This is a genomic window from Geodermatophilus sp. YIM 151500 (assembly GCF_025716945.1).
In the GTDB taxonomy this organism is placed as follows: Bacteria; Actinomycetota; Actinomycetes; order Mycobacteriales; family Geodermatophilaceae; genus YIM-151500.
On record NZ_JAOVZT010000002.1, the window covers coordinates 339,030 to 364,318 of the forward strand.

Below are 25,289 nucleotides of genomic sequence, written 5' to 3' on the forward strand. Positions count from 1 at the left end.
GCCGGCGCCGCGCAGCTGGTGCACGAGTCCCGACCCGTACGTCTCTGCTTCCCGAACCCGACCGACGATCGCGGCGCCGGTCAGCCGTGGCCGGCTGCTCGGGTCCGCGGGTGTCCGCGAGAGCGGCGGCCCGGCCCGCGAGCGCCCAAGCCGACGGAAGTCGTCACGGAGCCCCGGTTTCAGCCCGGGCCCGTGGGATGGAGGAGGTCGTAGGCGTCGGAGACCTTCCTCGGGACGACCATGCGCCAGGCGTCGACGACGAGCTCTCGTGCTTCGGTCGGATCCAGGGCAGCAAGGTGGGCGTGGACCCAGTTGAAGCGCATGTCCGCCGCCGTCGGCATGTGGAACGTGTGCGGCTCGCTCAGGACGAGCGCCTCCCGCTCCTCCTCGGGGAACGCGAAGCCCATCACGGCCTCGTCCGAGGAGAACGCCACGTAGACGATCTGTTCGACGCGGAACGTCAACCTGCCGCGCACGTAGACCTGGTACGAGCGCTCCAACCCGGCACCCAGCGGCCGTACGTCCTCGATCACCGCCATGCCAGAACCCATCCGCTCCGGCCGGCAGGCCGCCCGTCCGCACGCCGCGGATCACCCACGACGCGGATCACCCACGCCGTGATCCGAGCGGCCCCGTCCAGAGGAGCCCGCTCCTCCTGCGTCGTGCACGCAGGATCGACTGCGACGGCGGGCCGAAGTCATCGGTTGCCGCGTCCAGCGGTGGTCGGAGAGTGTGCGCTGACGTCCGGTTCCACGGCCGCGAACTGGTCCCGAGCGCCCACCGTTCCGCCCGTGCCGCAACCAGGTCGTCCTTCTCGAAGGTGCCCCCGGCAGGATTCGAACCTGCGCACCCGCCTCCGGAGGGCGGTGCTCTATCCCCTGAGCTACGGGGGCTCGTCGTGGTGGGGCTGCCAGAAAGCTACCAGCCGCCCGCACCCGCCCGGACGGCGGTGGTCAGGGCGCCTCGAGCGGCGCGCCACCGCGCGCGGCGAGCATGTCGGCCATCGTGGTCGTCTCCACCGCCTGGGTCTCGGCGATGGTGCTCGCCAGCCGGCGCACGGCCGGCACCTCGGCGTGTTCGGCACCGTGCGCGGCCATCTCGAACCCGCCCTGGTGGTGGCGCATCATCAGCTGCAGGAAGCGCAGGTCCAAGGCCCTCCCGGTGAGCGAGCGCAGCTCGGCCAGCTCCTCCTCGCTGGCCATCCCCGGCATCGCCCCGGCGGTTCTGCCGCCGGACATGTCGTGCCCGGCGTGCGCGTCCTCCGACATCCAGGCCATCCGGTCGCTGCTGGAGAACGGCAGCCCCCACAGCGACAGCCAGCCCTGCATCCGGCCCACCTGGTTCTGCTGCAGCTCGGCGATGTCGAAGGCGAGCTGCTCGACCTCCGGGTCGCTGCTGCGCGCCGGCACGTAGTTGGCCATCTCGACGGCCTGCAGGTGGTGGGCGGCCATGTCGCGGGCGAAGCCGGCCGCGACCGAGTCGGTCGCCGGCGGTTCGTCCCGCCCGATGCCGAGCGCAACCGCCGCGCCGCCGCCGAGCAGCAGCAGCCCGACGCCGATGACGGCGAGAAGCGCGATGCGCAGCCGGCCGGACGACGTGCCCGCCGGGCCGGCGGGAGGCGTGGTCACGGGCGTCACCTCCGGAGGCGCGGTCACGGTCACCGGGCCGGGGTCTCGCTGGCCTCGGCGGACGGCGTGGTCTCGGCGTCGCTGGGGCCGATGTCCTCGCTGGGCTCGCCGGCGAGCACCGGGTCGGCGGCGAACGCGGGGTTCTCGCAGCTGGCCCCCGGCTCGGGGAAGAACCCGCTGCGGTAGGTGAGGAAGTCGGCGAACTGCGCCAGCCGCGGGTCGTCGGCCGAGTCGACCTTCAGTTGGTGGTTCCAGCTCTGGATGCTGATCGGGGAGTCCAGGCCGGCGTACGGCGAGAGCATGCGGCCCGACTCGCCCTCGACCAGGGCGGCCAGCGTCTCGACGTCGGCGCCGGAGACCCGCTCGGGGTCGTAGGTGATCCACACCGCGCCGTGCTCCAGGCTGTGCACGGCGTTCTCGTGCCGGATGTCGACGTCGTAGACGGTGCCCGTGCAGTCGGCCCAGTTCGGGTCGTGCGGGCCGCCGACCGGCGGGGACTGTTCGTAGGTCACGGGGGTGGTGACGTGTTCCTGGCCGGCCGCGTAGTCGAGGATCTGGACGCCCTCGAGCTCGTCGATGGCCTCGATGCGGCCCTCGTTGGCCCGGTTGACCGCCACGACGGCGTAGGTGATGACCGCGCCGGCGAACACGACGACGGCCACCGCGCCGGCGATCAGTCCCCACGGCCGGCGCTGGGCGGTGACCACCTGCGTCGGCGGGCGGGTGCGGCCGCCCTTCTTGCGCCCGCCGCCGGTCCCGCCGTCCCGGGCGGCGCCGGTCGCGCCGTCCCGGGCGCCGCCGGTGCGCCGCGCACGGGCGTCGTCGGTCGTGCGATCCTTGGCCAAGGCCACTCCTGTTCGCTGCTGCGCGGGGTGCCCGCCGGCTCGGGGCGGCACCGTCGTCCTGCCGGCGAGTCTAGGTGGGCAACCTGGGCGGCCCCGGTGAACGCCGCGGTGGCGGACGCCACCACCCGGGCGGGCGCACGAGGGCCCGCGGGTGCGGTCAGTACGCTCGCACGGTGACACCCGAGCAGCTGCGCGACGTCGTCCGGACCGCTGTGCGCGCGGTCGTCGACCGCGGCGCGCTCAGCGTCCCGGTGCCCGACGACGTCGTCGTCGAACGACCCAAGAACCCCGACCACGGCGACTACGCCACCAACGTCGCCATGCGCCTGGCCAAGCCCGCCGGCCGCCCGCCCCGCGAGGTCGCCGAGCTGCTTGCCGAGGAGCTGCGCGCGCACGACGGCATCGCCTCCGTCGACGTCGCCGGGCCCGGCTTCCTCAACCTCCGGCTCGCCTCGGGGGCGCTCGGCACGATCGCCGTCCGGGCGGTCACGGCGGGGGAGGCCTACGGGCGCACCGACGTGCTCGCCGGCGAACGGGTCAACCTCGAGTTCGTCTCGGCCAACCCGACCGGCCCGGTCACCCTCGGCTCGACCCGGTGGGCCGCGGTCGGCGACGCCCTCGCCCGGCTGCTGGAGGGCAGCGGCGCAGCGGTGACCCGGGAGTACTACTTCAACGACGCCGGCGCGCAGATCGACCGGTTCGCCCGCAGCCTGCAGGCCGCGGCGACCGGCGAGCCCGTCCCGGAGGACGGGTACGCCGGCGACTACGTCGCCGACATCGCCGCCCGGGTGGTCGCCGCCGAGCCGGGCCTGCTCGACCGGGACGACGCCGAACAGCTCGTGGTCTTCCGCGCCCGCGGCGTGGAGCTCATGTTCGACGAGATCAAGGGCTCGCTGGCCGACTTCGGCGTGCACTTCGACGTCTACTTCAGCGAGCGCACCCTGCACGAGGCCGGCGCGCTGGAGAAGGCGGTGGCCCGGCTCCGCGACGGCGGTCACGTGTTCGAGGCCGACGGTGCCGTCTGGCTGCGGACGACGGACTTCGGCGACGACAAGGACCGCGTGCTGGTCAAGGCCGACGGCGAGCCGACCTACTTCGCCGCCGACTGCGCCTACTACCTCGACAAGCGCGCCCGCGGGTTCGACCGGGTCGTGATCATGCTCGGCGCGGACCACTCCGGCTACGTCGGCCGGTACAAGGCGCTGGTCGCGGCCATCGGCGACGACCCCGACTCGCACCTCGAGATCCTCATCGGCCAGATGGTCAACCTGCTGCGCCACGGCGAGCCGGTGCGGATGAGCAAGCGCAAGGGGAACTTCGTGCTGCTCTCCGACCTGGTCGAGGCGGTCGGCGCCGACGCGGCCCGCTACGCGTTGGCGCGCGCGTCGGTCGACCAGCCGATCGACCTCGACCTGGACCTGTGGAGCCGGCAGACCAACGACAACCCGGTCTTCTACGTGCAGTACGCGCACGCCCGCATCTCCTCGGTGCTGCGCAACGCCGCTGATCTGGGGATGGCGCTCGGCGACGCGGCGGACGTCGACGCCGCGCAGCTGGCCCACCCCCGCGAGAGCGACCTGCTGCGGGCCATCGGGGAGTTCCCGCGGATCCTGTCCACCGCCGCCGAGCTGCGGGCGCCGCACCGGGTGGCCCGCTACCTCGAGGAGCTGGCCGGCACCTACCACCGGTTCTACGACACCTGCCGGGTGCTGCCCCGCGGCGACGAGGAGGCCGGCCCGCTCAACGTCGCGCGGCTGTGGCTGTGCGCGGCGACCGCGGTGGTGCTGCGCAACGGCCTCGACGTGCTCGGCGTGCACGCCCCGGAGCGGATGTGAGGGCGCACCCCGCCGGCCCGCTGCACGGCGGTCTCGCGCCGCCGTCCGCGGCCGGTGCCCCACCGGCCGACCTCGGCACGCTCGACCCGCACGTCTGGCCCCGCTCGGCCCGGCGGGTCGGCGGCGAGCTGCACCTCGGTGGGCGGCCGGTCACCGAGCTGGCCCGGGCGCACGGCACCCCGCTGTTCGTGCTCGACGAGGTCGACTTCCGCGGCCGGGCGGCCGACTTCGCCGCCGCGTTCGACCACCACGACATGGCCGCCGACGTGCACTACGCGTCGAAGGCGTTCCTCTGCGGCCAGGTCGCCCGGTGGATCGCCGACGACGGGCTGCACCTGGACGCGTGCAGCGGCAACGAGATGGCCCTGGCGCTGACCGCCGGGTTCCCGGCGGCGCGGATCGCCCTGCACGGCAACAACAAGTCACTGGTCGAGCTGCGGCTGGCCGTCGACGCGGGGATCGGCCGGATCGTGCTGGACTCGTCCGACGAGATCGACCGGCTGGTGCCGCTGGCCGCCGCCCGGGTCGCGGCGGGCGGCGCGCCGGTGCCGGTGCTGATCCGCGCGACGGTGGGCATCGAGGCCCACACGCACGAGTTCATCGCCACCGCCCACGAGGACCAGAAGTTCGGCTTCTCGCTGGCCACCGGCGACGCGCTGGCCGCCGCCCGGCGGGTGCTGGCCGAGCCGGCGCTGCAGCTGGCCGGCCTGCACAGCCACATCGGCTCGCAGATCTTCGACACCGCCGGGTTCGAGGCGGCCGCGCACCGCGTGGTCGGCCTGCTCGCCGCCGTCCGGGAGGCCACGGGGCAGACCCTCGGCGAGCTCAACCTCGGCGGCGGCTTCGGCATCGCCTACCTGCCCGAGGACGACCCGGTCAGCCCGGCCGAGCTGGCCGGGCGGCTGCGCGCGGTGGTCGCCGCCGAGTGCGCCGAGCAGGGGCTGCCGGTGCCGCGGCTGGCCGTCGAGCCCGGCCGCGCGATCGCCGGCCCCGGCACGGTGACCCTCTACGAGGTGGGCACGATCAAGCCGGTGCGGCTGGGCGCGAGCGGCGCGCCGGGCACCCCGCACGTGCGCAACTACGTCTCGGTCGACGGCGGGATGAGCGACAACATCCGCACCGCGCTCTACGACGCCTCGTTCACCTGCGTGCTCGCCAACCGCACCTCCGACGCGCCACCGGCGCTGTGCCGCGTGGTGGGCAAGCACTGCGAGAGCGGCGACATCCTGGTGCGCGACCTGTGGCTGCCCGCCGACGTGCAGCCCGGCGACCTGCTCGCCGTGGCCGCCACCGGGGCCTACTGCTGGTCGATGGCGAGCAACTACAACTACCTGCTGAAGCCGCCGGTGGTCGCGGTGCGGGACGGGCGGGCGATCGAGATCGTCCGCCGGCAGACGCTGGCCGACGTGTGGGCGCTCGACGCCGTGCTCGCCGGGACGCCGGCGCCGGCGCCGGCCGTCGACCAGCCGGCGCCGGAGCACCCGGCGGGCGCGGCATCGGTCGGCACCCCGTCGGCCGGGACGAGGACGACGGGCGCACGGGTCGGCGTGGAGGCGCAGGCATGAAGCCGCTGAAGGTCGCACTGCTCGGCTGCGGCACGGTCGGCAGCGCCGTGCTCCGCCTGCTCCACGAGCAGGCCGAGGACCTCGCCGCCCGCATCGGCCGCCCGGTGCAGGTCGCCGGCGTCGCCGTCCGGCGGCCCGACCACCACCCCGACGTGCCGGCCGAGCTGCTGACCACCGACGCCGAGGCGCTGGTCACCCGCGACGACGTCGACCTCGTCGTCGAGGTCATCGGCGGCATCGAGCCGGCCCGCACGCTGCTCATGGCCGCCTTCGAGGCCGGCAAGTCGGTGGTCAGCGCGAACAAGGCGCTGCTCGCCGACGACGGAGTCGCGTTGCACGCCGCGGCCGCCAAGGCCGGCGTCGACCTGTACTACGAGGCCGCGGTGGCCGGGGCCATCCCGCTGCTGCGCCCGCTGCGCGAGTCGCTGGCCGGCGACCAGCTGCGCCGCGTCGTCGGCATCGTCAACGGGACGACGAACTACATCCTCTCGCGCATGGCCGAGACCGGCGCCGGCTTCGCCGAGGCGTTGGCCGAGGCCACCGAGCTGGGCTACGCCGAGGCCGACCCGACCGCCGACGTCGACGGGTTCGACGCCGCGGCGAAGGCGGCCATCCTCGCCTCGCTGGCCTTCCACACCCCGGTCACCGCCGACGACGTGCACCGCGAGGGCATCTCCGAGGTCACCGCGACCGACGTGGCCCGCGCCGCCGAGATCGGGTGCACGGTGAAGCTGCTGGCCATCTGCGAGCGGGTCGGCCGGGCGGGCAACGGCGGCGACGGCGACACGGTCGCCGTCCGCGTGCACCCGGCGATGATCCCGACCAGCCACCCGCTGGCCTCCGTCGGCGGGGCCTTCAACGCCGTCTTCGTCGAGGCGGAGGCCGCCGGGCAGCTGATGTTCTACGGCCAGGGCGCCGGCGGGGAGCCCACGGCCAGCGCCGTCCTCGGCGACCTGGTCGCGGTCGCGCGCAACCGGCTGGCCGGGGCCGCCGGACCGGGGACGACCGGCTATGCGGGGCTCGCCGTCCGGCCGATGGCCGCCACGCCGACCCGCTACCACATCAGCCTGGACGTGGCCGACAAGCCGGGCGTGCTCGCCGCGGTCGCCGCCGAGTTCGCCACGCACGGGGTGAGCATCTCGACCGTCCGGCAGGACGGTCACGGCGACGCGGCGACCCTGGTGATCGTCACGCACAGCGCCCCCGACGCCGCGCTGGCCGCGACCGTGGCCGCGCTGCGGGGGATGGACATCGTGCGCGCGGTGACCAGCGTGCTGCGCGTGGAGGGATTGCAGTGAGCCTGCTCGGGATGCGCCGCGGGCGCGCGCCGGCCGGCCCGTCGCCGGCCTGGCCGGGGCTCATCGAGGCGTACCGGTCGCGGCTCCCGGTGACCGACGCGACGCCGGTGGTGACGCTGCACGAGGGGGCGACCCCGCTGGTGCCGGCGCACGAGGTCTCCCGCCGCACCGGTTGCGACGTCTGGCTCAAGGTCGAGGGCGCCAACCCGACCGGGTCGTTCAAGGACCGCGGCATGACGATGGCCATCACGAAGGCCGTCGAGGAGGGTGCGCAGGCGGTCATCTGCGCCTCAACCGGCAACACCAGCGCCAGCGCCGCGGCCTACGCCGCCCGGGCGGGGCTGATCTGCGCGGTGCTCGTGCCGCAGGGCAAGATCGCCACCGGCAAGCTGGCCCAGGCGCTCGTGCACGGGGCCAAGCTGCTGCAGGTCGAGGGCAACTTCGACGACTGCCTGGCGCTGGCCAGCAAGCTGGCGGTGGACTACCCGGTCAGCCTGGTCAACAGCGTCAACCAGTACCGCATCGAGGGGCAGAAGACGGCGTCGTTCGAGGTCGTCGACGTGCTCGGCGATGCGCCCGACGTGCACTGCCTGCCGGTCGGCAACGCCGGCAACATCACCGCGTACTGGCAGGGCTACCGCGAGTACGCCGCCGACGGGACGGCGACGCGGACTCCGCGCATGTGGGGATTCCAGGCGGCCGGCGCCGCGCCGATCGTCACCGGGAGGGTCGTCGAGCAGCCCAGCACCATCGCCACCGCCATCCGGATCGGCAACCCGGCGTCCTGGACCAAGGCGCTGGCCGCGCGCGACGAGTCCGGCGGCCGGATCGAGGCGGTCACCGACCGGGAGATCCTCGCCGCCTACCGCCTGCTCGCCCGCAGCGAGGCCGTCTTCGTCGAGCCGGCGTCGGCCGCGTCGGTGGCCGGGCTGCTGCAGCTGGCCGAGGCCGGGCAGCTCGAGCCCGGGCAGCGGGTGGTGTGCACGGTGACCGGCAACGGGCTCAAGGACCCGGAGTGGGCGATCTCCGGAGCGCCGGCGCCGGTGACCGTGCCCGTCGACGCCGCCGCCGCGGCGGCCCAGCTGGGGCTGTAGTGGAAGGACCACGTCCCGCCCTCCGGTCGCAGGCTCGCGAGGGAACCCCGGACGCGGCCGCAGTGCGGGTCCGCGTGCCCGCGACCAGCGCCAACCTCGGCCCGGCGTTCGACTGCGCCGGGCTCGCGTTGAGCTGCCACGACCGGCTGGAGTTCGCCCTGGCGCCGTCCGGGCTGTCGGTCGAGCTCGACGGCGTCGGCGCCGGCGAGCTGCCCGAGGACGAGTCGCACCTCGTCGTCCGCGCCTTCCGCGCCGCCTGCGACGAGCTCGGCTGGGCACCGCCCGGCCTGCGGCTGTCGGCGGTCAACGCCATCCCGCAGGGCCGGGGCATGGGCTCGTCGGCCGCCGCGGTGGTCGCCGGCGTCCTGGCCGCCTGGGCGTTGTGCCCGGACGTCGAGGCCGTCGACGCGGACGCCGTGCTCCGGCTGACCACTGCGATGGAGGGCCACCCGGACAACGTCGCCGCCTGCCTGCTGGGCGGGGCGACGCTCACCTGGACGACCGACGGTGGCGTCGCCGCCGACCGCGTGCCCGTGCACGACGAGGTGCTCCCGGTGGTGCTCGTGCCCGACGCCACGCTGTCGACGCACGTCGCCCGCGGGCTGCTGCCCGACCTCGTCCCGCACGCCGACGCCGCGTACAACGCCGCGCGGGCGGCCCTGCTGGTCCACGCGCTCGCCGCCGAGCCCGGGTTGCTCCTCGCGGCGACCGACGACCGGCTGCACCAGCGGCAACGGGCGGCGGCCATGCCGGCCACGCTCGCCCTGGTCGACCGGCTGCGGGACGCCGGCCACGCCGCCGTCGTGTCGGGCGCCGGACCGAGCGTGCTCGTGCTGACCCGGCGGCACCCCGACGACCCCGACGGCGACCCGGCCCGGGCGGTGCGGGTGCGCGAGGTCACCGGGCTCACCCCATCGGGGTGGACGACGTTGCCGTTGCGTGTCGATCCGACGGGCGCCCGCCTGGATTTCCAGCCCCGCGAGGTATCGTCTTCGTAACGGGGAACACGCCGGTGCACACCGGTGTTGTCGACGGCGAGAGCCTGAGTCTAGGCTTTCGACGTAGCCGCCCTCTCGGGCGAGCCTCGCGCGGGGCGATGCAGACGTTCTGATGTCCGTCGCCGCTGATCCGCCTCGCACCTCTCGACCCGAATCTTCCCGTCGGGTCCCGCCTCCCGGCCGGACCCGACGGGTTCCCGGGTCACCTCCTGCGCTCCGACGGCGCAGGCCACCGCAGGGAAGGACCTGTACGTGAGCGAAACCACCGACCTCGTCGCGACCGGCGCGCCCGACGCCGCCGGAACGAGCGAGGCACCTGCCGCTTCTGGGACGGCGACTCGTACCCGCCGCCGCGGCAGTGGGCTGTCGGGGATGCTGCTGCCCGAGCTGCAGCGCCTGGCCGCCGAACTGGGCATCCCCGGGACCGCCCGGATGCGCAAGGGCGACCTGGTCGCCGCCATCTCCGCCCGCCAGGTGGGCTCGGGCGGTGCCGCCCCGGCCGCGGCGACCCCGGCCGAGAGCGGCGCCCCGCTGGAGGCGCCGGTCAGCGGCGGCGCCAACGCCGCCCCCGTGACCGGCGACGGCCCTGCGCGCACCCGCCGGGGCGCCCGCCGGCCGGCCGGCGCCCCGGACACCGCCGCTCCCGCGGCCGCCACCGGCTCGCCGGCCGCCGACGCCGCGACGGCGACCGCGCCGGCCGAGACCGACCAGCGCAGCACCGACCGCGACACCGACCAGCGCGACACCGACCAGCGCGACACCGACCAGCGCGACGGCGACCGGCGCCGCGACCGCAACCGCAACCGCGGCGACCGGGACGGCGGCGCCGACCGCGCCGACCGCGCCGAGCGCGGTGACCGCCCGGAGCGCGGCGACCGGGGCGAACGCGGCGACCGGACCGAGCGGGGCGAGCGCGGCGACCGGACCGAGCGGGGCGAGCGCGGCGACCGGGGCGATCGCGCCGAGCGGGGCAACCGCGGTCCCGACCGCAACGAGCGCGGCGAGCGCAACGACCGCGGCGGCCGCCCGGACAACCGCACCGACACCCGCGACTCACGTGACACCCGCGACTCCCGCGACGACGGGGACGACGACGACTTCGAGGGTGGCCGCGGCCGCCGCGGACGCCGCTACCGCGACCGCAACCGGCGCGGGCGCGACCGCTTCGAGCCGAACGAGCCCGTGATCAACGAGGACGACGTCCTGCTGCCCGTGGCGGGCATCCTCGACGTCCTCGACAACTACGCGTTCGTCCGCACGTCCGGCTACCTGACCGGGCCGAACGACGTGTACGTGTCGCTGTCGCAGGTGCGCCGCTACGGGCTGCGCCGCGGTGACGCGATCACCGGTGCCGTCCGGCAGCCCCGCGAGGGCGAGCGCAAGGACAAGTACAACGCGCTGGTCCGGCTCGACACCGTCAACGGCCTCGAGCCCGAGCAGGCACGGCAGCGTCCGGAGTTCACCAAGCTGACGCCGCTGTACCCGCAGGAGCGGCTGCGCCTGGAGACCGAGCCGCACCAGCTGACCACCCGGGTCATCGACCTGGTCATGCCGATCGGCAAGGGCCAGCGGGCGCTGATCGTCAGCCCGCCCAAGGCCGGCAAGACGATGGTGCTGCAGTCGATCGCGAACGCGATCACGACGAACAACCCCGAGTGCCACCTGATGGTCGTCCTCGTCGACGAGCGGCCCGAGGAGGTCACCGACATGCAGCGCTCGGTGAAGGGCGAGGTCATCGCCTCGACCTTCGACCGGCCGCCGTCGGACCACACCACGGTCGCCGAGCTGTCGATCGAGCGGGCCAAGCGCCTGGTCGAGATGGGCCACGACGTCGTCGTCCTGCTCGACTCCATCACCCGGCTGGGCCGCGCCTACAACCTGGCGGCCCCCGCCAGCGGGCGCATCCTCTCCGGCGGTGTCGACTCCACGGCGCTGTACCCGCCCAAGCGCTTCCTCGGTGCCGCCCGCAACATCGAGAACGGCGGCTCGCTGACGATCCTCGCCTCGGCGCTGGTCGAGACCGGCTCGACGATGGACACGGTCATCTTCGAGGAGTTCAAGGGCACCGGGAACGCGGAGATCAAGCTCGACCGCCGGCTCGCGGACAAGCGGGTCTTCCCGGCCGTCGACGTCAACGCGTCGGGTACGCGCAAGGAGGAGATCCTCCTGTCGCCCGACGAGCTGGCCATCGTCATCAAGCTCCGCCGGGTGCTCGCCGCCCTCGAGCCGCAGCAGGCGCTGGAGCTGCTGATCGACAAGCTGAAGAAGACGCGCAACAACGTCGAGTTCCTGATGCAGATCCAGAAGACCACGCTGGGCACGAACGACTAGAAGGACCCCCGTCCTCCCCACCCTTCGCAGGCTCAGGGCGGGTCCCTGGACGGGGGCCGTTCCAGCACGTCGCCGGGGCCGTTCCAGCACGTCGCCGGGGCCGTTCCAGCGCCTCACCGGGGCCGCCTGCGCGCCGGGCGCGGCCGTCGGGGATACTCGACGGTCGGGCCCGCGCCGGTGGCGTGGAATCCGCGACGGGTCGCCGGCGTTCGACCCGGAGCACCGAGACGCAGACCGAAGGCAGAGGCATGAAGGCCGACATCCACCCCGAGTACAAGACCACCACCGTGACCTGCGGTTGCGGCAACACGTTCACCACCCGCAGCACGTCGCCGACCGGTCAGCTGACCGTCGAGGTGTGCTCGGCGTGCCACCCGTTCTACACCGGCCGGCAGAAGATCCTCGACACCGGCGGCCGCGTCGCCCGCTTCGAGAAGCGGTTCGGCAAGCGCGGCTCCGGCGCCGGCAAGTAGCGCTCCCGACGGCGCCCGTCCCACCCCGCCAGGGGCCGGGGCGGGCGCCGTCGCCATGTCCGGGCACGTCCCCCGGCGCTCGTGCCCGTGAGCGCCGCTCCCGAGAGGTCGACACCGTGAGCAGCAGCGACACCGCCGCGCCCGAGCGGCTGCCCGCGCTGCTCGCCGAGCACGGTGACCTCGAGCGCGAGCTCGCCGACCCCGCGGTGCACGCCGACCAGGTCCGTGCCCGCCGGCTCGGCCGCCGCTACGCCCAGCTGGCGCCGGTCGTCGAGACCGCCCGCGCCCTCGACGCCGCCCGCGCCGACCTCGACGCCGCCCGCGAGCTCGCCGCCGAGGACCCCTCCTTCGCCGCCGAGGCCACCGCCCTGGAGGCCCGGGTCGAGGAGCTCACCGCCCGCCTGCGGGAGCTGCTGCTGCCCAAGGACCCGGACGACGACAAGGACGTCATCCTCGAGATCAAGGCGGGGGAGGGCGGCGCCGAGTCGGCCCTGTTCGCCGGCGACCTGCTCCGCATGTACCTGCGGTACGCCGAGCGCCGCGGCTGGTCGGCCGAGGTGATCGACGCGGTCGAGGCCGAGCTCGGCGGCTACAAGGACGTCTCGGTCGCCATCAAGTCCCGCAGCGACGAGGGCATCTGGTCACGGCTGAAGTTCGAGGGCGGCGTGCACCGCGTCCAGCGGGTGCCGGTCACCGAGTCCCAGGGCCGCATCCACACCTCGGCCGCCGGCGTGCTCGTGCTGCCCGAGGCCGAGGAGGTCGACGTCAGCGTCGACCCGAACGACCTGCGCATCGACGTCTTCCGCTCGAGCGGGCCGGGTGGGCAGAGCGTCAACACCACCGACTCCGCCGTCCGCGTCACCCACCTGCCCACCGGCATCGTGGTGAGCTGCCAGAACGAGAAGAGCCAGCTTCAGAACCGCGAGTCGGCGCTGCGCATCCTGCGCTCCCGGCTGCTGGCCGCCGCCCGTGAGGAGGCGGCCGCCGCAGCCAGCGACCAGCGCCGCAGCCAGGTGCGCACCGTCGACCGCAGCGAGCGGGTGCGCACCTACAACTTCCCGGAGAACCGGATCAACGACCACCGGGTCGGCTTCAAGGCGCACAACCTCGACGCGGTGCTCGACGGCGAGCTCGACGCGGTCATCGACGCGCTCACCCGGGCGCACACCGCCGAGCTGCTGACGGCCGGCTCCTGAGCGTCGTCCCGTGAACCGCAGGGCCCTGCTGACCGAAGCCGCCCGGCGGTTGGCCGCCGCCGGGGTGGAATCGCCCCGGGTGGACGCCGAGCTGCTGCTCGCGCACGTCCTCGACACGACCCGGACGGCGCTGCTCACCCGCGACGACGTGCCCGACGACCGCGCCGGGCGGTTCGCCGACCTGCTCGAGCAGCGTGCCGACCGGGTGCCGCTGCAGCACCTCACCGGGCGGGCCCCCTTCCGGCAGCTCGAGCTGGCCGTCGGCCCGGGGGTCTTCGTGCCCCGGCCGGAGACCGAGCAGCTCACCGGCTGGGCGCTGGCCCGGGTCGCCGACCTGCCGGCCCCGGTCGTGGTCGACCTGGGCAGCGGGTCGGGTGCCATCGCGTTGTCGGTGGCGCACGAGCACCCCGGCGCGCGGGTGATCGCGGTCGAGCGCGACCCCGACGCCCTCGCCTGGACCCGGCACAACGCCGCGGCGCGGACAGCGGCGGGGGACACCCCGGTCGAGGTCGTCGAGGGCGACATGACCGACCCGGCGCTGCTGGCGCACCTAGACGGCGCCGTCGACGTGGTCGTCTCCAACCCGCCCTACGTCCCTGACGGCGCCGTGCTGCCCCGCGAGGTCGCCGACCACGACCCGCCGCTCGCGCTGTGGGGCGGGCCGGACGGGCTCGACGTCGTCCGCGGCATGCTCGCGGTGGCCGCGCGGCTGCTCGTGCCCGGTGGCCGGCTCGGCGTCGAGCACGCCGACGTCCAGGGCGGCAGCCTTCTGGCCGTCGTCCGCGCGCACGGCGGCTTCGCCGACGTCGCCGACCACCGCGACCTCGCCGGCCGGCCTCGCTACACCACCGCCGTCCGCCGCTGACCGAGCGGCGGCCGCGCCGGTCGGACCCCGACCGCGCTCGAGAGGTCCGTCCCGGCGCAGTCGCGCGAGGTGACAGACTGGCCACCCGTGGCCGACGTGTACGACTGCAGCGACCCCGACGCCCGCGCCAAGGGCCTGGACGCCGCGGCCGCGGCCATCGCCGGCGGCGACCTGGTGCTGCTGCCCACCGACACCGTCTACGGCGTCGCGGCCGATGCCTTCACCCCGACCGCGGTGACGACCCTGCTCGCGGCGAAGAACCGCGGCCGCACCATGCCCGTGCCGGTGCTGATCGGCGAGGCGTCCACGCTGGCCGGGCTCGTCCTGCAGCTGCCGCCGGTGGCGAACCGGCTCGCCGAGGCGTGCTGGCCCGGCGGGCTGACGCTGGTGCTCGAGCACGCCCCGTCGCTCGCCTGGGACCTCGGCGACGCGGAGGGCACCGTCGCCGTCCGGCTGCCCGACGACGACATCGCGCGCGACCTGCTCCGCCGCACCGGGCCGCTCGCGGTCTCCAGCGCGAACCGGTCCGGGCGCCCGGCGGCGACCACCGCGCAGGAGGCCGCGGACCAGCTGGGCGCGCACGCCGCCGTCATCCTGGACGGCGGACCCCGGAACACGCAGGTCAACAGCACCATCGTCGACTGCACCGGACCGGCTCCGCGGGTGCTGCGCGTGGGCGCGATCCTCGTCGACCGGCTCCGCGAGATCGCCCCCGACCTGACCGATTGACCGGGAGTGGAATCGTCGGCGCAACCACGACGGATCGACTCCGCTCCTCGGCTACCGTGGAGCGACCGCCGCCCCGCCCGAGCCCGGGCCTCGCGGGACCGCACCCGACCCGTCTGGAGCGCGCCTACCGATGAGCACCGCCTACTGGGGCCCGGACTTCGACGCCCTGGCCGCCTTCGACCCCGAGATCGCCGACGTGGTCACCGGAGAGCTCGACCGGCTCCGCGGCGGGCTGCAGCTGATCGCGAGCGAGAACTTCACCAGCCCCGCGGTGCTGGCCGCGCTGGGCAGCACCCTGTCGAACAAGTACGCCGAGGGCTACCCCGGACGGCGGTACTACGGCGGCTGCGAGGTCGTCGACCGGGCCGAGGAGATCGGCATCGCCCGCGCCAAGGAGCTGTTCGGCGCCGAGCACGCCAACCTGCAGCCGCACAGCGGGGCCAACGCGAACCTCGCCGCCTACGGCGCCTTCATGCGGCCCGGTGACACCTTCCTGGCCATGGCGCTGCCGCACGGCGGCCACCTGACCCACGGCGCGAAGGTCAGCTTCAGCGGCAAGTGGTTCAACGCCGTGCAGTACGGCGTACACGAGAAGACCGAGCACATCGACTACGACCAGGTGCGCGACCTGGCCCGCGAGCACCGGCCCAAGGTCATCGTCTGCGGCGGCTCGGCGATCCCGCGGCTGATCGACTTCGCGGCCTTCCGCGAGATCGCCGACGAGGTCGACGCGAAGCTGATGGTCGACGCGGCGCACTTCATCGGACTGGTCGCCGGCAAGGCCATCCCCAGCCCGGTGCCGTACGCCGACGTGGTCACCTTCACCACGCACAAGGTGCTGCGCGGCCCGCGCGGCGGCGCCATCGTCTGCAAGGCCGAGCACGCGAAGGCCATCGACAAGGCCGCCTTCCCGATGATGCAGGGCGGCCCGCTCATGCACGCGGTCGCGGCCAAGGCGGTCAACCTCAAGGAGTGCCTGACCCCGGAGTACCAGGCCTACGCCCGGCAGGTGATCGCCAACGCGCAGGCGCTCACCGAGGGGCTGGCCGCCGAGGGGCTGCGCCCGGTCGCCGGCGGCACCGACACCCACCTGGCCCTGCTCGACCTGCGCGACACCGGGGTGACCGGGGCCGACGCCGAGGCGCGCTGCGACGCGGCCGGCATCGTGCTCAACAAGAACGCCATCCCGAACGACCCCCAGCCGGCCTCGGTCGCCTCCGGCATCCGCGTCGGCAGCCCGGCGGTCACCACCCAGGGCATGCGGGAGACGCAGATGAAGGAGATCGCCACCCTCATCGGGACGGCGATCCGCGACGCCGAAGGCAGCCGGACGGCGGAGGTCGCCGCCGCCGTCCGCGAGCTGGTCACCGCCCACCCCGCGTACCCCGAACCGCGGCCCGCCGGCTGACCCGACCGGAGCCCGAGCCCCGTGCGCGAGTACGCCGTCGTCCTGCTCACCGCGGCGCTGGTCACCTACCTGGCCACGCCCGTGGTGCGCCTGGCGGCGGTGCGGATGCGCATGATGGCCGCACCCCGCGAGCGGGACGTGCACATCATCCCGACGCCCCGCGGCGGCGGCGTCGCGATGTACCTCGGGGTCGCCGCCGCGGTGCTGGTGGCCATGCGGCTGCCCGCGCTGCAGCGCACGTTCGACGACTCGCAGACCGTCGCCGTCGTCGCCGGCGGGGGCCTGATCTGCCTGCTGGGCGTCCTCGACGACCGGTGGGGCCTCGACGCGCTCACCAAGCTGACCGGGCAGATCGCCGCCGCCGGCGTCATGGTGCTGTTCGGCGTGCAGCTCGCGGTGCTGTTCGTGCCGGTGGCCGACATCGGGACGCTGTCGTTCGGCCCCACGGTGGGGGTGCCGCTGACCATCCTGGTCACCGTCCTGGTGATCAACGCGCTCAACTTCATCGACGGCCTCGACGGGCTGGCCGCTGGCGTCTCGGCGATCGCCGCGCTGGCCTTCTTCACCTACAGCTACTACCTGGGCGAGGTGGGTTACCAGAACGTGGCCAGCGCCCCGGCGCTGATCACCGCCGTCCTCGCCGGCGCCTGCCTGGGCTTCCTGCCGCACAACTTCAGCCCCGCCCGGATCTTCATGGGCGACTCGGGCTCCATGCTGGTCGGCCTCATGCTCTCGGCCGGCGCGGTGACGGCGACCGCGCAGGTCGACCCGCAGACGTTCGACTCGGCGGCCACGCTGCTCCCGCTGGCGCTGCCGCTGCTGGTGCCGGTCGCGGTGCTCTTCATCCCGTTCGTCGACCTGGTGATGGCCGTGGTGCGGCGCACCCGGCGCGGCCGGTCGCCGTTCGCGCCGGACAAGATGCACCTGCACCACCGCCTGCTGGCCATCGGCCACTCGCACCGCCGCGCCGTGCTGGTCATGTACTTCTGGGCGGCGCTGCTGTCCTTCGGCGCGGTCGGCCTGGCCATCACCGGGGGCAACGCCGAGCTCGTGGTGGCGATCGGCGTGCTGCTCGTCGTCGGCGTCGTCGTCGTCCTCAGCCCGCGCGCCCGCCGGGCGGCGCGGGAGGCGCGGGCCGCCGAGCTGGCCGCCCAGCGGGCGCGCAGCCGGGCCGACCACCCCACCGGCCGGGCCCTGCGCCAGCCGGCGCCGCCCGCGCCCGCCCCCGCGCCCGCGCCGGCCGCCGCCGGCCCGGCGGGACGTCGGTCGGCGGGTGCCGAGCAGGTGGTCCGGTGACCGCCCCGCCGCGGCCGGGCCGCCCCCGCCCCGGCCAGCCGCCCCCGCGCAGCGACGCACCCTGGGACCTGTCGTTCCTGCGGGTCGGCGCGCTCGCCACCGCCGCGGTGACCGCGGTCGCCGCACCGGTCACCGGCCTGGCCGCCGGCTGGGCCGACGCCGCCGGCGTCGTCGCGGGTGCGGCGGTCGTCACCGCCTTCTTCGTCCTCTCCGGCGTCGTCGTGGCCTGGGCCGGGCGGATCGACGACGCCTTCACGCTGCCGGCGGCGCTGCTCACCTTCTTCCTCAAGGCGGTCGTGCTCTTCGGCGTGCTCTCCGCCCTGCCCGCCGACGGCTGGCCGGACCGGCTGACCCTCGCCTGGACCGTCGTCGTGGGCGCGCTCCTCTGGAGCGGGGTGCAGTTGCGCTGGGTCTGGACCCGACCGCTCTACTACGTCACCCCGCCCCGGCCGCCGGCCGCGCGGTCGCCCGACGCCCGCCCGGGGGAACCTGCGGCCGACCCGGGAAGACCGGCCGCAGGCGGCTGATAGGGTCCGCAGGCGATGGCCGAGGACGACCCCCGCAGCGGGGACTCTCGGCCCCGACCCGCGAGCACGGGCCGTCGGGGCAGTGGCGCCGACACCGGCTGGGCGGTCACCGGGACGCTCATCTCCGGGATGGCCGTGTGGGGCGGGGGCGGGTGGCTGCTCGACTCGTGGCTGGACACGCGCGTGTTCGCCCCGGTCGGCATCATCCTCGGCACGGCGGCGGCGATCTACCTGGTCGTCGTCCGCTACGGCAGCGCCGACCCGCCTCCCGGCGGGCGGCCCGCACGCACCACCCCGGGCGGACGACGGAGCCGGACCGGGCCGACAGGGAAGACGCAGAAGGGACGACGGTGACCTCCAGCGCCCCCGCGCTCGTCGACGTGCTCGCCGCAGAGGGCGGCGGCGAGGGCGACGGTTTCCAGGCTCCCGGGCTCGGTGAGTTCTATCCCGAGGTCCTCGTCTCGTTCTCGGTGCTCGGCGTCGACTTCGAGATCACCCGGATCACGCTGATCCTCTGGATCGCGACGCTGGCGATGCTGGCCTTCCTCGTCGCGACCGTGCGCAAGCCCTCGATCGTCCCCGGCAAGCTGCAGTTCGTCGGCGAGACCGGCTACTCGCTGGTCCGCGACGGCATCGCCCGGGACGTCGTCGGCCCGAAGGGGCTGCCGTTCGCGCCGTTCCTCGTCTCGCTGTTCTTCTTCATCCTCGCGAACAACATGATGTCGATCATCCCGTTCGCGCAGATCTCGCCGATGTCGAAGTTCGCCTTCCCGCTGGTGCTCGCCGCGATCTGCTGGGTGATGTACATCTGGATCGGCATCCGCGAGCAGGGGGCCGGTCGCTACTTCAAGGACATCCTCTTCCTGCCCGGCGTCCCCAAGCCCATGTACATCCTGGTGACGCCGATCGAGATCCTGCAGAACTTCATCGTCCGGCCGTTCACGCTGGCCGTCCGGCTCTTCGCCAACATGTTCGCCGGCCACATGCTGCTGGTGGTCTTCTCGCTCGGCGCGGTCTACCTGTTCAGCCGCGACAACTTCTCGTTCGTCTTCGGCCCCATCTCGGCGCTGATGGCGATCGTCATGACCTTCTTCGAGCTGCTGGTCATCTTCCTGCAGGCCTACGTCTTCACCGTCCTGATGGGCACCTACCTCAACGGGTCCATCGAGGCCGAGCACTGAGGCCCGCACCGGCCGCTCCCGTCCGCACCACCCCCGCCAGCCGTCCGGCAGCCGCCGGGCGACCGACACAGGAGGAACACCCGCAATGGACCTCATCGCTCAGGGCCTGACCGGCAGCGTCGGCTCGATCGGCTACGGCCTCGCCGCGATCGGCCCGGGCATCGGCGTGGGCATCGTCTGGGCCGCCTACATCCAGGCCACCGCCCGGCAGCCCGAGTCGGCCGGCCTGACCCGTACCTACGCCTTCCTCGGGTTCGCCCTCTCCGAGGCGCTCGCCCTCATCGGCTTCGTCGTCCCCTTCGTCTTCGGCACCTGATCCGTCCCCCGACGGACGACCTCCACTGAGACAGGGAAACTGAGCGCATGAGAACTCTCGCTGCGGAGAGCGCCAACCCGCTCCTCCCGCCGGTCGGCGAGATCATCATCGGTCTCATCGCCTTCGGCCTCGTGCTGCTGGTGATCTTCAAGTTCGTGGCGCCCCGCTTCGAGCAGGTCTTCGTGGCCCGCCGCGAGGCGATCGAGGGCGGCATCGAGCGGGCCGAGCAGATGCAGGCCGAGGCCAAGGCGGCGCTGGAGCGCTACCAGGCGCAGCTGGCCGAGGCCCGCAACGAGGCCGCGCAGATCCGCGACCAGGCCCGCGCCGAGGGCCAGCAGATCCTCGAGGAGCTGCGGGCCCAGGCGCAGGAGGAGTCGGCGCGGATCGTCGCCCGCGGCCAGGAGCAGATCGCCGCCGCCCGCCAGCAGGTGGTCAACGAGCTCCGCGGCCAGATCGGCGCGCTCGCCGTCGACCTCGCCGGCCGGGTGGTCGGCGAGTCGCTCGCCGACGACGCCCGCCGCAGCGGCACCGTCGACCGGTTCCTCGACGAGCTCGACGGCATGGCCGCCGGGGTGAGCCCCGACGGCCGCAGCGGCACCACGCTGGCCGGGGGCACCCGTTGATGGAGGCCTCCAGCCGGGTCGCGCTCGAGCAGGTGCGCGAGCGCCTGACCGAGCACACCCGGCCCGCCCCGGGAGGGGTCGGGCAGCCGCGCGGTGTGATCGGCGACCGGCTGCTCGGGCTGGCCGGTGAGCTGTTCGCCGTCGCCCGGCTGCTCGACGCGCAGCCGACCCTGCGCCGGGCGCTGGCCGATCCGTCCGGCCAGCCGGAGGACCGGGCCGGCCTGGCCCGGCGGCTGTTCTCCGAGCGGGTGTCGGCCGAGGTCGCCGACCTGGTCGAGTCCTCCGCCCGGCAGCGCTGGTCGCGGCCCGGCGACCTGGTCGACGCGATGCAGGCGCTGGGCACCGACGCCGCGCTCGAGGCGGCCGACGCGCGCGGCGAGCTCGACGAGGTGGAGGACCAGCTGTTCCGCTTCGGCCGCATCGTGGCCGGCGACCGCGAGCTCTCCCGCATCCTCGGCGACCGGACGGCGCCGGCGGAGGGCAAGGCCGCGCTGCTCGACCGGCTGGTCGGCGGCAAGGTCAGCCCGGTCACCGAGGCGCTGCTGCGCAACGAGCTCACCCGCCGGCGGACCAGCAGTGCCGAGGTGGCCGTCGAGCAGCTGTCCGAGGCGGCGTCCCGGCGCCGCGGCCGGTCGGTCGCCCGGGTGACGTCCGCCGTGCCGCTGACCGACGCCCAGGAGCGCCGGCTGGCCGACGTGCTCGGCCGGATCTACGGGCGGACCATCGGGCTGCAGGTGACCGTCGACCCCGAGGTGCTCGGCGGCCTGGTCGTCCGCGTCGGCGACGAGGTCATCGACGGCAGCATCGCCCACCGGCTCGAGGCCGCCCACCGGCGGCTGGCCGGCTGACCCGCCGGGCCACCGGCGCCCGGACCAGCCCACCGACAGACCACCCAGCAGGGAAGAGGACGCGAGACATGGCCGAGCTGACGATCTCCGCGGACGAGATCCGCAGTGCCATCCAGACCTACGTCACCGAGTACCGCCCCGACGTCTCCCGCGAGGAGGTCGGCACCGTCACCGAGGCCGGCGACGGCATCGCGCGCGTCGAGGGCCTGCCCTCGGTCATGACCAACGAGCTGCTCGAGTTCGAGAGCGGCGTCCGGGGTCTGGCGCTGAACCTCGACGTCCGCGAGGTCGGTGTCGTCGTCCTGGGTGACTTCTCCGGCATCGAGGAGGGCCAGCAGGTCCGCCGGACCGGCGAGGTCCTGTCCGTGCCGGTCGGCGACGGGTACCTCGGCCGGGTCGTCGACCCGCTGGGCAACCCGATCGACGGTGGTGGCGAGATCGCGACCACCGGCCGTCGCGCCCTCGAGCTGCAGGCGCCCACCGTGGTGCAGCGGCAGTCGGTCAAGGAGCCCCTGCAGACCGGCATCAAGGCCATCGACGCCATGACCCCGATCGGCCGCGGCCAGCGGCAGCTGGTCATCGGTGACCGGCAGACCGGCAAGACCGCGATCGTGGTCGACACGATCCTCAACCAGAGGGAGGCCTGGGCCACCGGCGACCCGGCGCAGCAGGTCCGCTGCATCTACGTCGCGGTCGGCCAGAAGGGCTCCACCATCGCCTCCATCAAGACGGCCCTCGAGGAGGCCGGCGCGATGGAGTACACGACCATCGTCGCAGCCCCGGCTTCGGAGTCGGCCGGCTTCAAGTACATCGCCCCCTACACCGGCTCGGCCATCGGCCAGCACTGGATGTACGAGGGCAAGCACGTGCTGATCGTCTTCGATGACCTGTCCAAGCAGGCCGAGGCGTACCGCGCCGTGTCGCTGCTGCTGCGCCGCCCGCCGGGCCGCGAGGCCTACCCCGGCGACGTCTTCTACCTGCACTCCCGGCTGCTCGAGCGCTGCGCCAAGCTGAACGACGAGCTCGGCGCCGGCTCGATGACCGGCCTGCCGCTGATCGAGACCAAGGGCAACGACGTGTCGGCCTACATCCCGACCAACGTCATCTCGATCACCGACGGGCAGATCTTCCTCGAGACCGGCCTGTTCAACTCCGGCGTCCGCCCCGCGATCAACGTCGGCATCTCGGTGTCGCGCGTCGGCGGGTCGGCGCAGGTCAAGGCCATGCGTTCGGTCGCCGGCCGGCTCCGCCTCGACCTCGCCCAGTACCGCGAGCTCGAGGCGTTCGCCTCCTTCTCGTCCGACCTCGACGCCTCCAGCCGCGCGACGCTGGACCGGGGGTCGCGCCTCGTCGAGCTGCTCAAGCAGGGCCAGTACGCGCCGTACCCGGTCGAACGGCAGGTCGCCTCGCTCTGGCTGGGCACCACCGGCAAGCTCGACGTGGTCCCCGTCGGCGACGTCCGCCGCTTCGAGTCGGAGTTCCTCGACTTCATCGCCCGCAGCCACCAGGGCGTCTACGACGAGATCCGGCAGACCAAGCAGCTCGGCGACGACGCGGTCAAGGGCCTGGAGCGGGCCGTCGAGGAGTTCTACGGCCAGTTCACCACCGGCGAGGGCGAGACCCTGAAGGTCAACGAGCCCGAGGCGGAGGCCATGGACGCCTCGGAGCGCGGGCAGGAGCGCGTCCAGGTCAAGCGGAGCGCCTGACCGATGGCCGCCTCCCTCCGCGCGCTGCGGCGCCGCATCCGCTCCACGCAGTCGACGAAGAAGATCTTCTCGGCGCAGGAGCTGATCGCCGGTGCCCGCATCGTGCGCGCCCAGGCCCGGGTGGAGGCCTCCAAGCCCTACGCCCGGGAGATCACGCGGGTGCTCTCCGCGCTCGCGTCGTCCGCCTCCCTAGACCACCCGCTGCTCACCGAGCGGGAGAAGCCGAAGCGGGCCGCCGTGCTGGTGATCACTTCCGACCGCGGGTTCGCCGGCTCGTACAACGTCAACGTGCTGCGGCGCACCGAGGAGCTGCTGTCCCTGCTGCGGCAGGAGGGCAAGGACCCGCTGCTCTACGTCGTCGGCCGGAAGGGGGAGACGTACTACTCCTTCCGCAACCGGCCCATGGTGCGCACCTTCACCGGCTTCTCCGAGCAGCCCGGGTACGTCAACGCGCAGGAGGTCGGCAGCGTCCTCATCGACGCCTTCACCGCCGGTGAGGACGACGAGGGGGACGACCCGGGGGCCGACGACGTGCTCGGCGTCGACGAGCTGCACATCGTCTACACCGAGTTCCGCTCGCTGCTCTCCCAGGTCCCGGTCGCCAAGCGGATGGCCCCGCTGGAGGTCGAGGAGGTCGAGGAGTTCGACTACGAGCGCGAGGAGCGGGAGCAGGGGCGTGGCAGCGACACCGGCGTCCCGACCTCCTACGAGTTCGAGCCCTCGGCCGAGGGCCTGCTCGACGCCCTGCTGCCCAAGTACGTCACCACCCGCATCTACGCGGCGATGCTGGAGGCAGCGGCGTCGGAGTCGGCGTCCCGCCGGCGGGCCATGAAGTCGGCCAGCGACAACGCCGAGGAGCTGGCGAAGAACCTGTCCCGGCAGGCCAACCAGGCCCGGCAGGCCGAGATCACCCAGGAGATCAGCGAGATCGTCGGCGGTGCCGACGCGCTGGTCTCGGCCGGGGTCGACGACTGAGCCGCCGGCGCCCCCACCGCCGACGGCCCACCGTCGGCGACCCAGCACCCCGATCCCACGGACCCCGAACGCCCAGGGCAGGAGAGACCCCACGATGACCGTCACCGAGGACCGACCGACCGCCACGCAGACCACGGCCACCGGCCGGGTCGTGCGGGTCACCGGGCCGGTCGTCGACGTCGAGTTCCCGCGCGACGCGATGCCCGACCTGTTCAACGCGCTCAAGGTCGAGGTGACCCTCGCCGACCTGCAGAAGACGCTGACCCTCGAGGTCGCCCAGCACCTCGGCGAGAACGTCGTCCGCACGATCTCGATGCAGCCGACCGACGGCCTGGTCCGCGGCGCCGAGGTGGCCGACACCGGCTCGGCCATCAGCGTCCCGGTGGGCGACGTCACCAAGGGCCACGTGTTCAACGCCCTCGGTGACTGCCTCGACGAGCCCGGGTACGGCGCGGACGCCGAGCGTTGGGCGATCCACCGGCACGCGCCGCGGTTCGACCAGCTCGAGGGCCGCACCGAGATGCTGGAGACCGGCATCAAGGTCATCGACCTGCTGACCCCGTACGTGGCCGGCGGGAAGATCGGCCTGTTCGGCGGCGCCGGCGTGGGCAAGACCGTGCTGATCCAGGAGATGATCCGCCGGGTCGCCCAGGAGTTCGGTGGTGTGTCGGTGTTCGCCGGGGTCGGCGAGCGCACCCGTGAGGGCAACGACCTCATCACGGAGATGACCGAGTCCGGCGTCATCGAGTCGACCGCGCTGGTCTTCGGCCAGATGGACGAGCCGCCGGGCACCCGGCTCCGGGTCGCGCTGTCGGCGCTGACGATGGCCGAGTACTTCCGGGACGAGCAGAACCAGGACGTGCTGCTCTTCATCGACAACATCTTCCGGTTCACCCAGGCCGGCTCCGAGGTGTCGACGCTGCTCGGCCGCATGCCGTCGGCGGTGGGTTACCAGCCCACCCTGGCCGACGAGATGGGCGGGCTGCAGGAGCGGATCACCTCGACGCGGGGCCGGTCGATCACCTCGATGCAGGCGATCTACGTGCCCGCCGACGACATCACCGACCCGGCGCCGCACACCACCTTCGCCCACCTCGACGCGACGACCGTGCTCAGCCGGCCGATCTCGGAGAAGGGCATCTACCCGGCCGTGGACCCGCTGGACTCGACCAGCCGGATCCTCGACCCGCAGTACATCGGCGACGACCACTACCAGGTCGCGCAGACGGTGAAGCGGGTCCTGCAGCGCTACCAGGAGCTGCAGGACATCATCGCCATCCTCGGCATCGACGAGCTCTCCGAGGAGGACAAGGTCACCGTCCAGCGGGCCCGGCGCGTCGAGCGGTTCCTGTCGCAGAACATGTTCGTGGCCGAGGCGTTCACCGGTCAGCCGGGGTCGTTCGTGCCGCTGGCGGAGACGCTCCAGGCGTTCAAGGCGATCACCGAGGGCGAGTACGACAACGTGCCCGAGCAGGCCTTCTTCATGTGCGGTGGCCTGGAGGACCTCGAGCGGAACGCGGACCGGCTCAAGAAGTAAAAGGACCCGGCTGCC

General features: G+C 73.9%; 24 protein-coding genes and 1 tRNA gene. 21 read left to right on the top strand and 4 right to left on the bottom strand.

Going from position 1 to position 25,289, the window contains the following annotated elements:
• Nucleotides 1-179: 179 nt before the first annotated feature.
• The 4 genes from OF117_RS05175 to OF117_RS05190 all read right to left on the bottom strand — a co-directional run bounded on the left by OF117_RS05175 (nt 180) and on the right by OF117_RS05190 (nt 2,473).
• On the bottom strand, nt 180-539 hold the full coding sequence (locus tag OF117_RS05175) for an MmcQ/YjbR family DNA-binding protein (protein ID WP_263551735.1): 360 nt from the start codon (nt 537-539) through the stop codon (nt 180-182).
• 282 nt (nt 540-821) lie between these two features.
• Nucleotides 822-893, bottom strand: a tRNA-Arg gene (locus OF117_RS05180).
• A gap of 60 nt (nt 894-953) precedes the next feature.
• Nucleotides 954-1,628, bottom strand: a complete 675-nt coding sequence (locus tag OF117_RS05185) for a DUF305 domain-containing protein (protein WP_263551736.1) — start codon at nt 1,626-1,628, stop codon at nt 954-956.
• Between the two features lie 29 nt (nt 1,629-1,657).
• Nucleotides 1,658-2,473, bottom strand: a complete 816-nt coding sequence (locus OF117_RS05190; RefSeq protein WP_263551737.1) for a DUF3105 domain-containing protein — start codon at nt 2,471-2,473, stop codon at nt 1,658-1,660.
• A gap of 173 nt (nt 2,474-2,646) precedes the next feature.
• Between OF117_RS05190 and argS the strand changes: the two genes are divergently transcribed.
• The 21 genes from argS to atpD all read left to right on the top strand — a co-directional run bounded on the left by argS (nt 2,647) and on the right by atpD (nt 25,274).
• Nucleotides 2,647-4,308, top strand: a complete 1,662-nt coding sequence (gene argS, locus OF117_RS05195; RefSeq protein ID WP_263551738.1) for an arginine--tRNA ligase — start codon at nt 2,647-2,649, stop codon at nt 4,306-4,308.
• On the top strand, nt 4,305-5,873 hold the full coding sequence (gene lysA / locus OF117_RS05200; protein ID WP_263551739.1) for a diaminopimelate decarboxylase: 1,569 nt from the start codon (nt 4,305-4,307) through the stop codon (nt 5,871-5,873). The genes argS and lysA overlap by 4 nt, the downstream gene beginning before the upstream one ends.
• Nucleotides 5,870-7,171 carry a homoserine dehydrogenase gene (locus OF117_RS05205; RefSeq protein WP_263551740.1) on the top strand — a complete coding sequence of 434 codons (1,302 nt, stop codon included), beginning with the start codon at nt 5,870-5,872 and terminating at the stop codon, nt 7,169-7,171. Before lysA ends, OF117_RS05205 begins: the two co-directional genes overlap by 4 nt.
• A gap of 11 nt (nt 7,172-7,182) precedes the next feature.
• Nucleotides 7,183-8,265: a threonine synthase gene (gene thrC / locus OF117_RS05210; protein WP_411969422.1), complete on the top strand. Its 1,083-nt coding sequence runs from the start codon at nt 7,183-7,185 to the stop codon at nt 8,263-8,265.
• 74 nt (nt 8,266-8,339) lie between these two features.
• Entirely contained in the window at nt 8,340-9,263 is a 924-nt protein-coding gene (gene thrB / locus OF117_RS05215) for a homoserine kinase (protein WP_263551742.1), read from the top strand.
• Nucleotides 9,264-9,635: 372 nt separating this feature from the next.
• Complete coding sequence (gene rho / locus OF117_RS05220) at nt 9,636-11,594, top strand: transcription termination factor Rho (protein ID WP_411969423.1); 1,959 nt, start codon at nt 9,636-9,638, stop codon at nt 11,592-11,594.
• A gap of 248 nt (nt 11,595-11,842) precedes the next feature.
• Nucleotides 11,843-12,067 carry a 50S ribosomal protein L31 gene (gene rpmE, locus OF117_RS05225; protein WP_263551744.1) on the top strand — a complete coding sequence of 75 codons (225 nt, stop codon included), beginning with the start codon at nt 11,843-11,845 and terminating at the stop codon, nt 12,065-12,067.
• Nucleotides 12,068-12,183: 116 nt separating this feature from the next.
• A complete protein-coding gene (gene prfA, locus OF117_RS05230; protein ID WP_263551745.1) occupies nt 12,184-13,263 on the top strand; it encodes a peptide chain release factor 1 in 1,080 nt (359 codons plus the stop codon).
• A gap of 10 nt (nt 13,264-13,273) precedes the next feature.
• Nucleotides 13,274-14,128, top strand: coding sequence for a peptide chain release factor N(5)-glutamine methyltransferase (gene prmC / locus OF117_RS05235; RefSeq protein WP_263551746.1), 855 nt, complete (start codon nt 13,274-13,276; stop codon nt 14,126-14,128).
• Nucleotides 14,129-14,215: 87 nt separating this feature from the next.
• A complete protein-coding gene (locus OF117_RS05240; RefSeq protein WP_263551747.1) occupies nt 14,216-14,857 on the top strand; it encodes an L-threonylcarbamoyladenylate synthase in 642 nt (213 codons plus the stop codon).
• A 130-nt stretch (nt 14,858-14,987) separates the two neighbouring features.
• The gene (glyA, locus tag OF117_RS05245; RefSeq protein ID WP_263551748.1) at nt 14,988-16,265 is read left to right on the top strand and encodes a serine hydroxymethyltransferase; all 1,278 of its coding nucleotides are present in this window, start codon (nt 14,988-14,990) and stop codon (nt 16,263-16,265) included.
• Nucleotides 16,266-16,286: 21 nt separating this feature from the next.
• Complete coding sequence (locus tag OF117_RS05250) at nt 16,287-17,561, top strand: glycosyltransferase family 4 protein (protein ID WP_263551749.1); 1,275 nt, start codon at nt 16,287-16,289, stop codon at nt 17,559-17,561.
• The gene (locus OF117_RS05255) at nt 17,558-18,088 is read left to right on the top strand and encodes a hypothetical protein (protein ID WP_263551750.1); all 531 of its coding nucleotides are present in this window, start codon (nt 17,558-17,560) and stop codon (nt 18,086-18,088) included. Before OF117_RS05250 ends, OF117_RS05255 begins: the two co-directional genes overlap by 4 nt.
• Nucleotides 18,089-18,103: 15 nt before the next feature.
• Nucleotides 18,104-18,442, top strand: coding sequence for an AtpZ/AtpI family protein (locus OF117_RS05260; RefSeq protein WP_263551751.1), 339 nt, complete (start codon nt 18,104-18,106; stop codon nt 18,440-18,442).
• Nucleotides 18,439-19,269 carry a F0F1 ATP synthase subunit A gene (gene atpB, locus OF117_RS05265; protein ID WP_263551752.1) on the top strand — a complete coding sequence of 277 codons (831 nt, stop codon included), beginning with the start codon at nt 18,439-18,441 and terminating at the stop codon, nt 19,267-19,269. Before OF117_RS05260 ends, atpB begins: the two co-directional genes overlap by 4 nt.
• Nucleotides 19,270-19,354: 85 nt before the next feature.
• Nucleotides 19,355-19,585 (top strand): ATP synthase F0 subunit C, encoded by a 231-nt coding sequence (gene atpE / locus OF117_RS05270; protein ID WP_263551753.1) that lies wholly within the window; start codon nt 19,355-19,357, stop codon nt 19,583-19,585.
• A gap of 47 nt (nt 19,586-19,632) precedes the next feature.
• Nucleotides 19,633-20,208: a F0F1 ATP synthase subunit B gene (locus tag OF117_RS05275; RefSeq protein WP_263551754.1), complete on the top strand. Its 576-nt coding sequence runs from the start codon at nt 19,633-19,635 to the stop codon at nt 20,206-20,208.
• On the top strand, nt 20,208-21,056 hold the full coding sequence (locus OF117_RS05280; RefSeq protein WP_263551755.1) for a F0F1 ATP synthase subunit delta: 849 nt from the start codon (nt 20,208-20,210) through the stop codon (nt 21,054-21,056). Before OF117_RS05275 ends, OF117_RS05280 begins: the two co-directional genes overlap by 1 nt.
• A gap of 68 nt (nt 21,057-21,124) precedes the next feature.
• The gene (atpA, locus tag OF117_RS05285) at nt 21,125-22,762 is read left to right on the top strand and encodes a F0F1 ATP synthase subunit alpha (RefSeq protein ID WP_263551756.1); all 1,638 of its coding nucleotides are present in this window, start codon (nt 21,125-21,127) and stop codon (nt 22,760-22,762) included.
• Nucleotides 22,763-22,765: 3 nt separating this feature from the next.
• Complete coding sequence (locus tag OF117_RS05290; protein ID WP_263551757.1) at nt 22,766-23,737, top strand: F0F1 ATP synthase subunit gamma; 972 nt, start codon at nt 22,766-22,768, stop codon at nt 23,735-23,737.
• Between the two features lie 94 nt (nt 23,738-23,831).
• Nucleotides 23,832-25,274, top strand: a complete 1,443-nt coding sequence (atpD, locus tag OF117_RS05295) for a F0F1 ATP synthase subunit beta (RefSeq protein ID WP_263551758.1) — start codon at nt 23,832-23,834, stop codon at nt 25,272-25,274.
• The last annotated feature ends 15 nt before the right edge of the window (nt 25,275-25,289 follow it).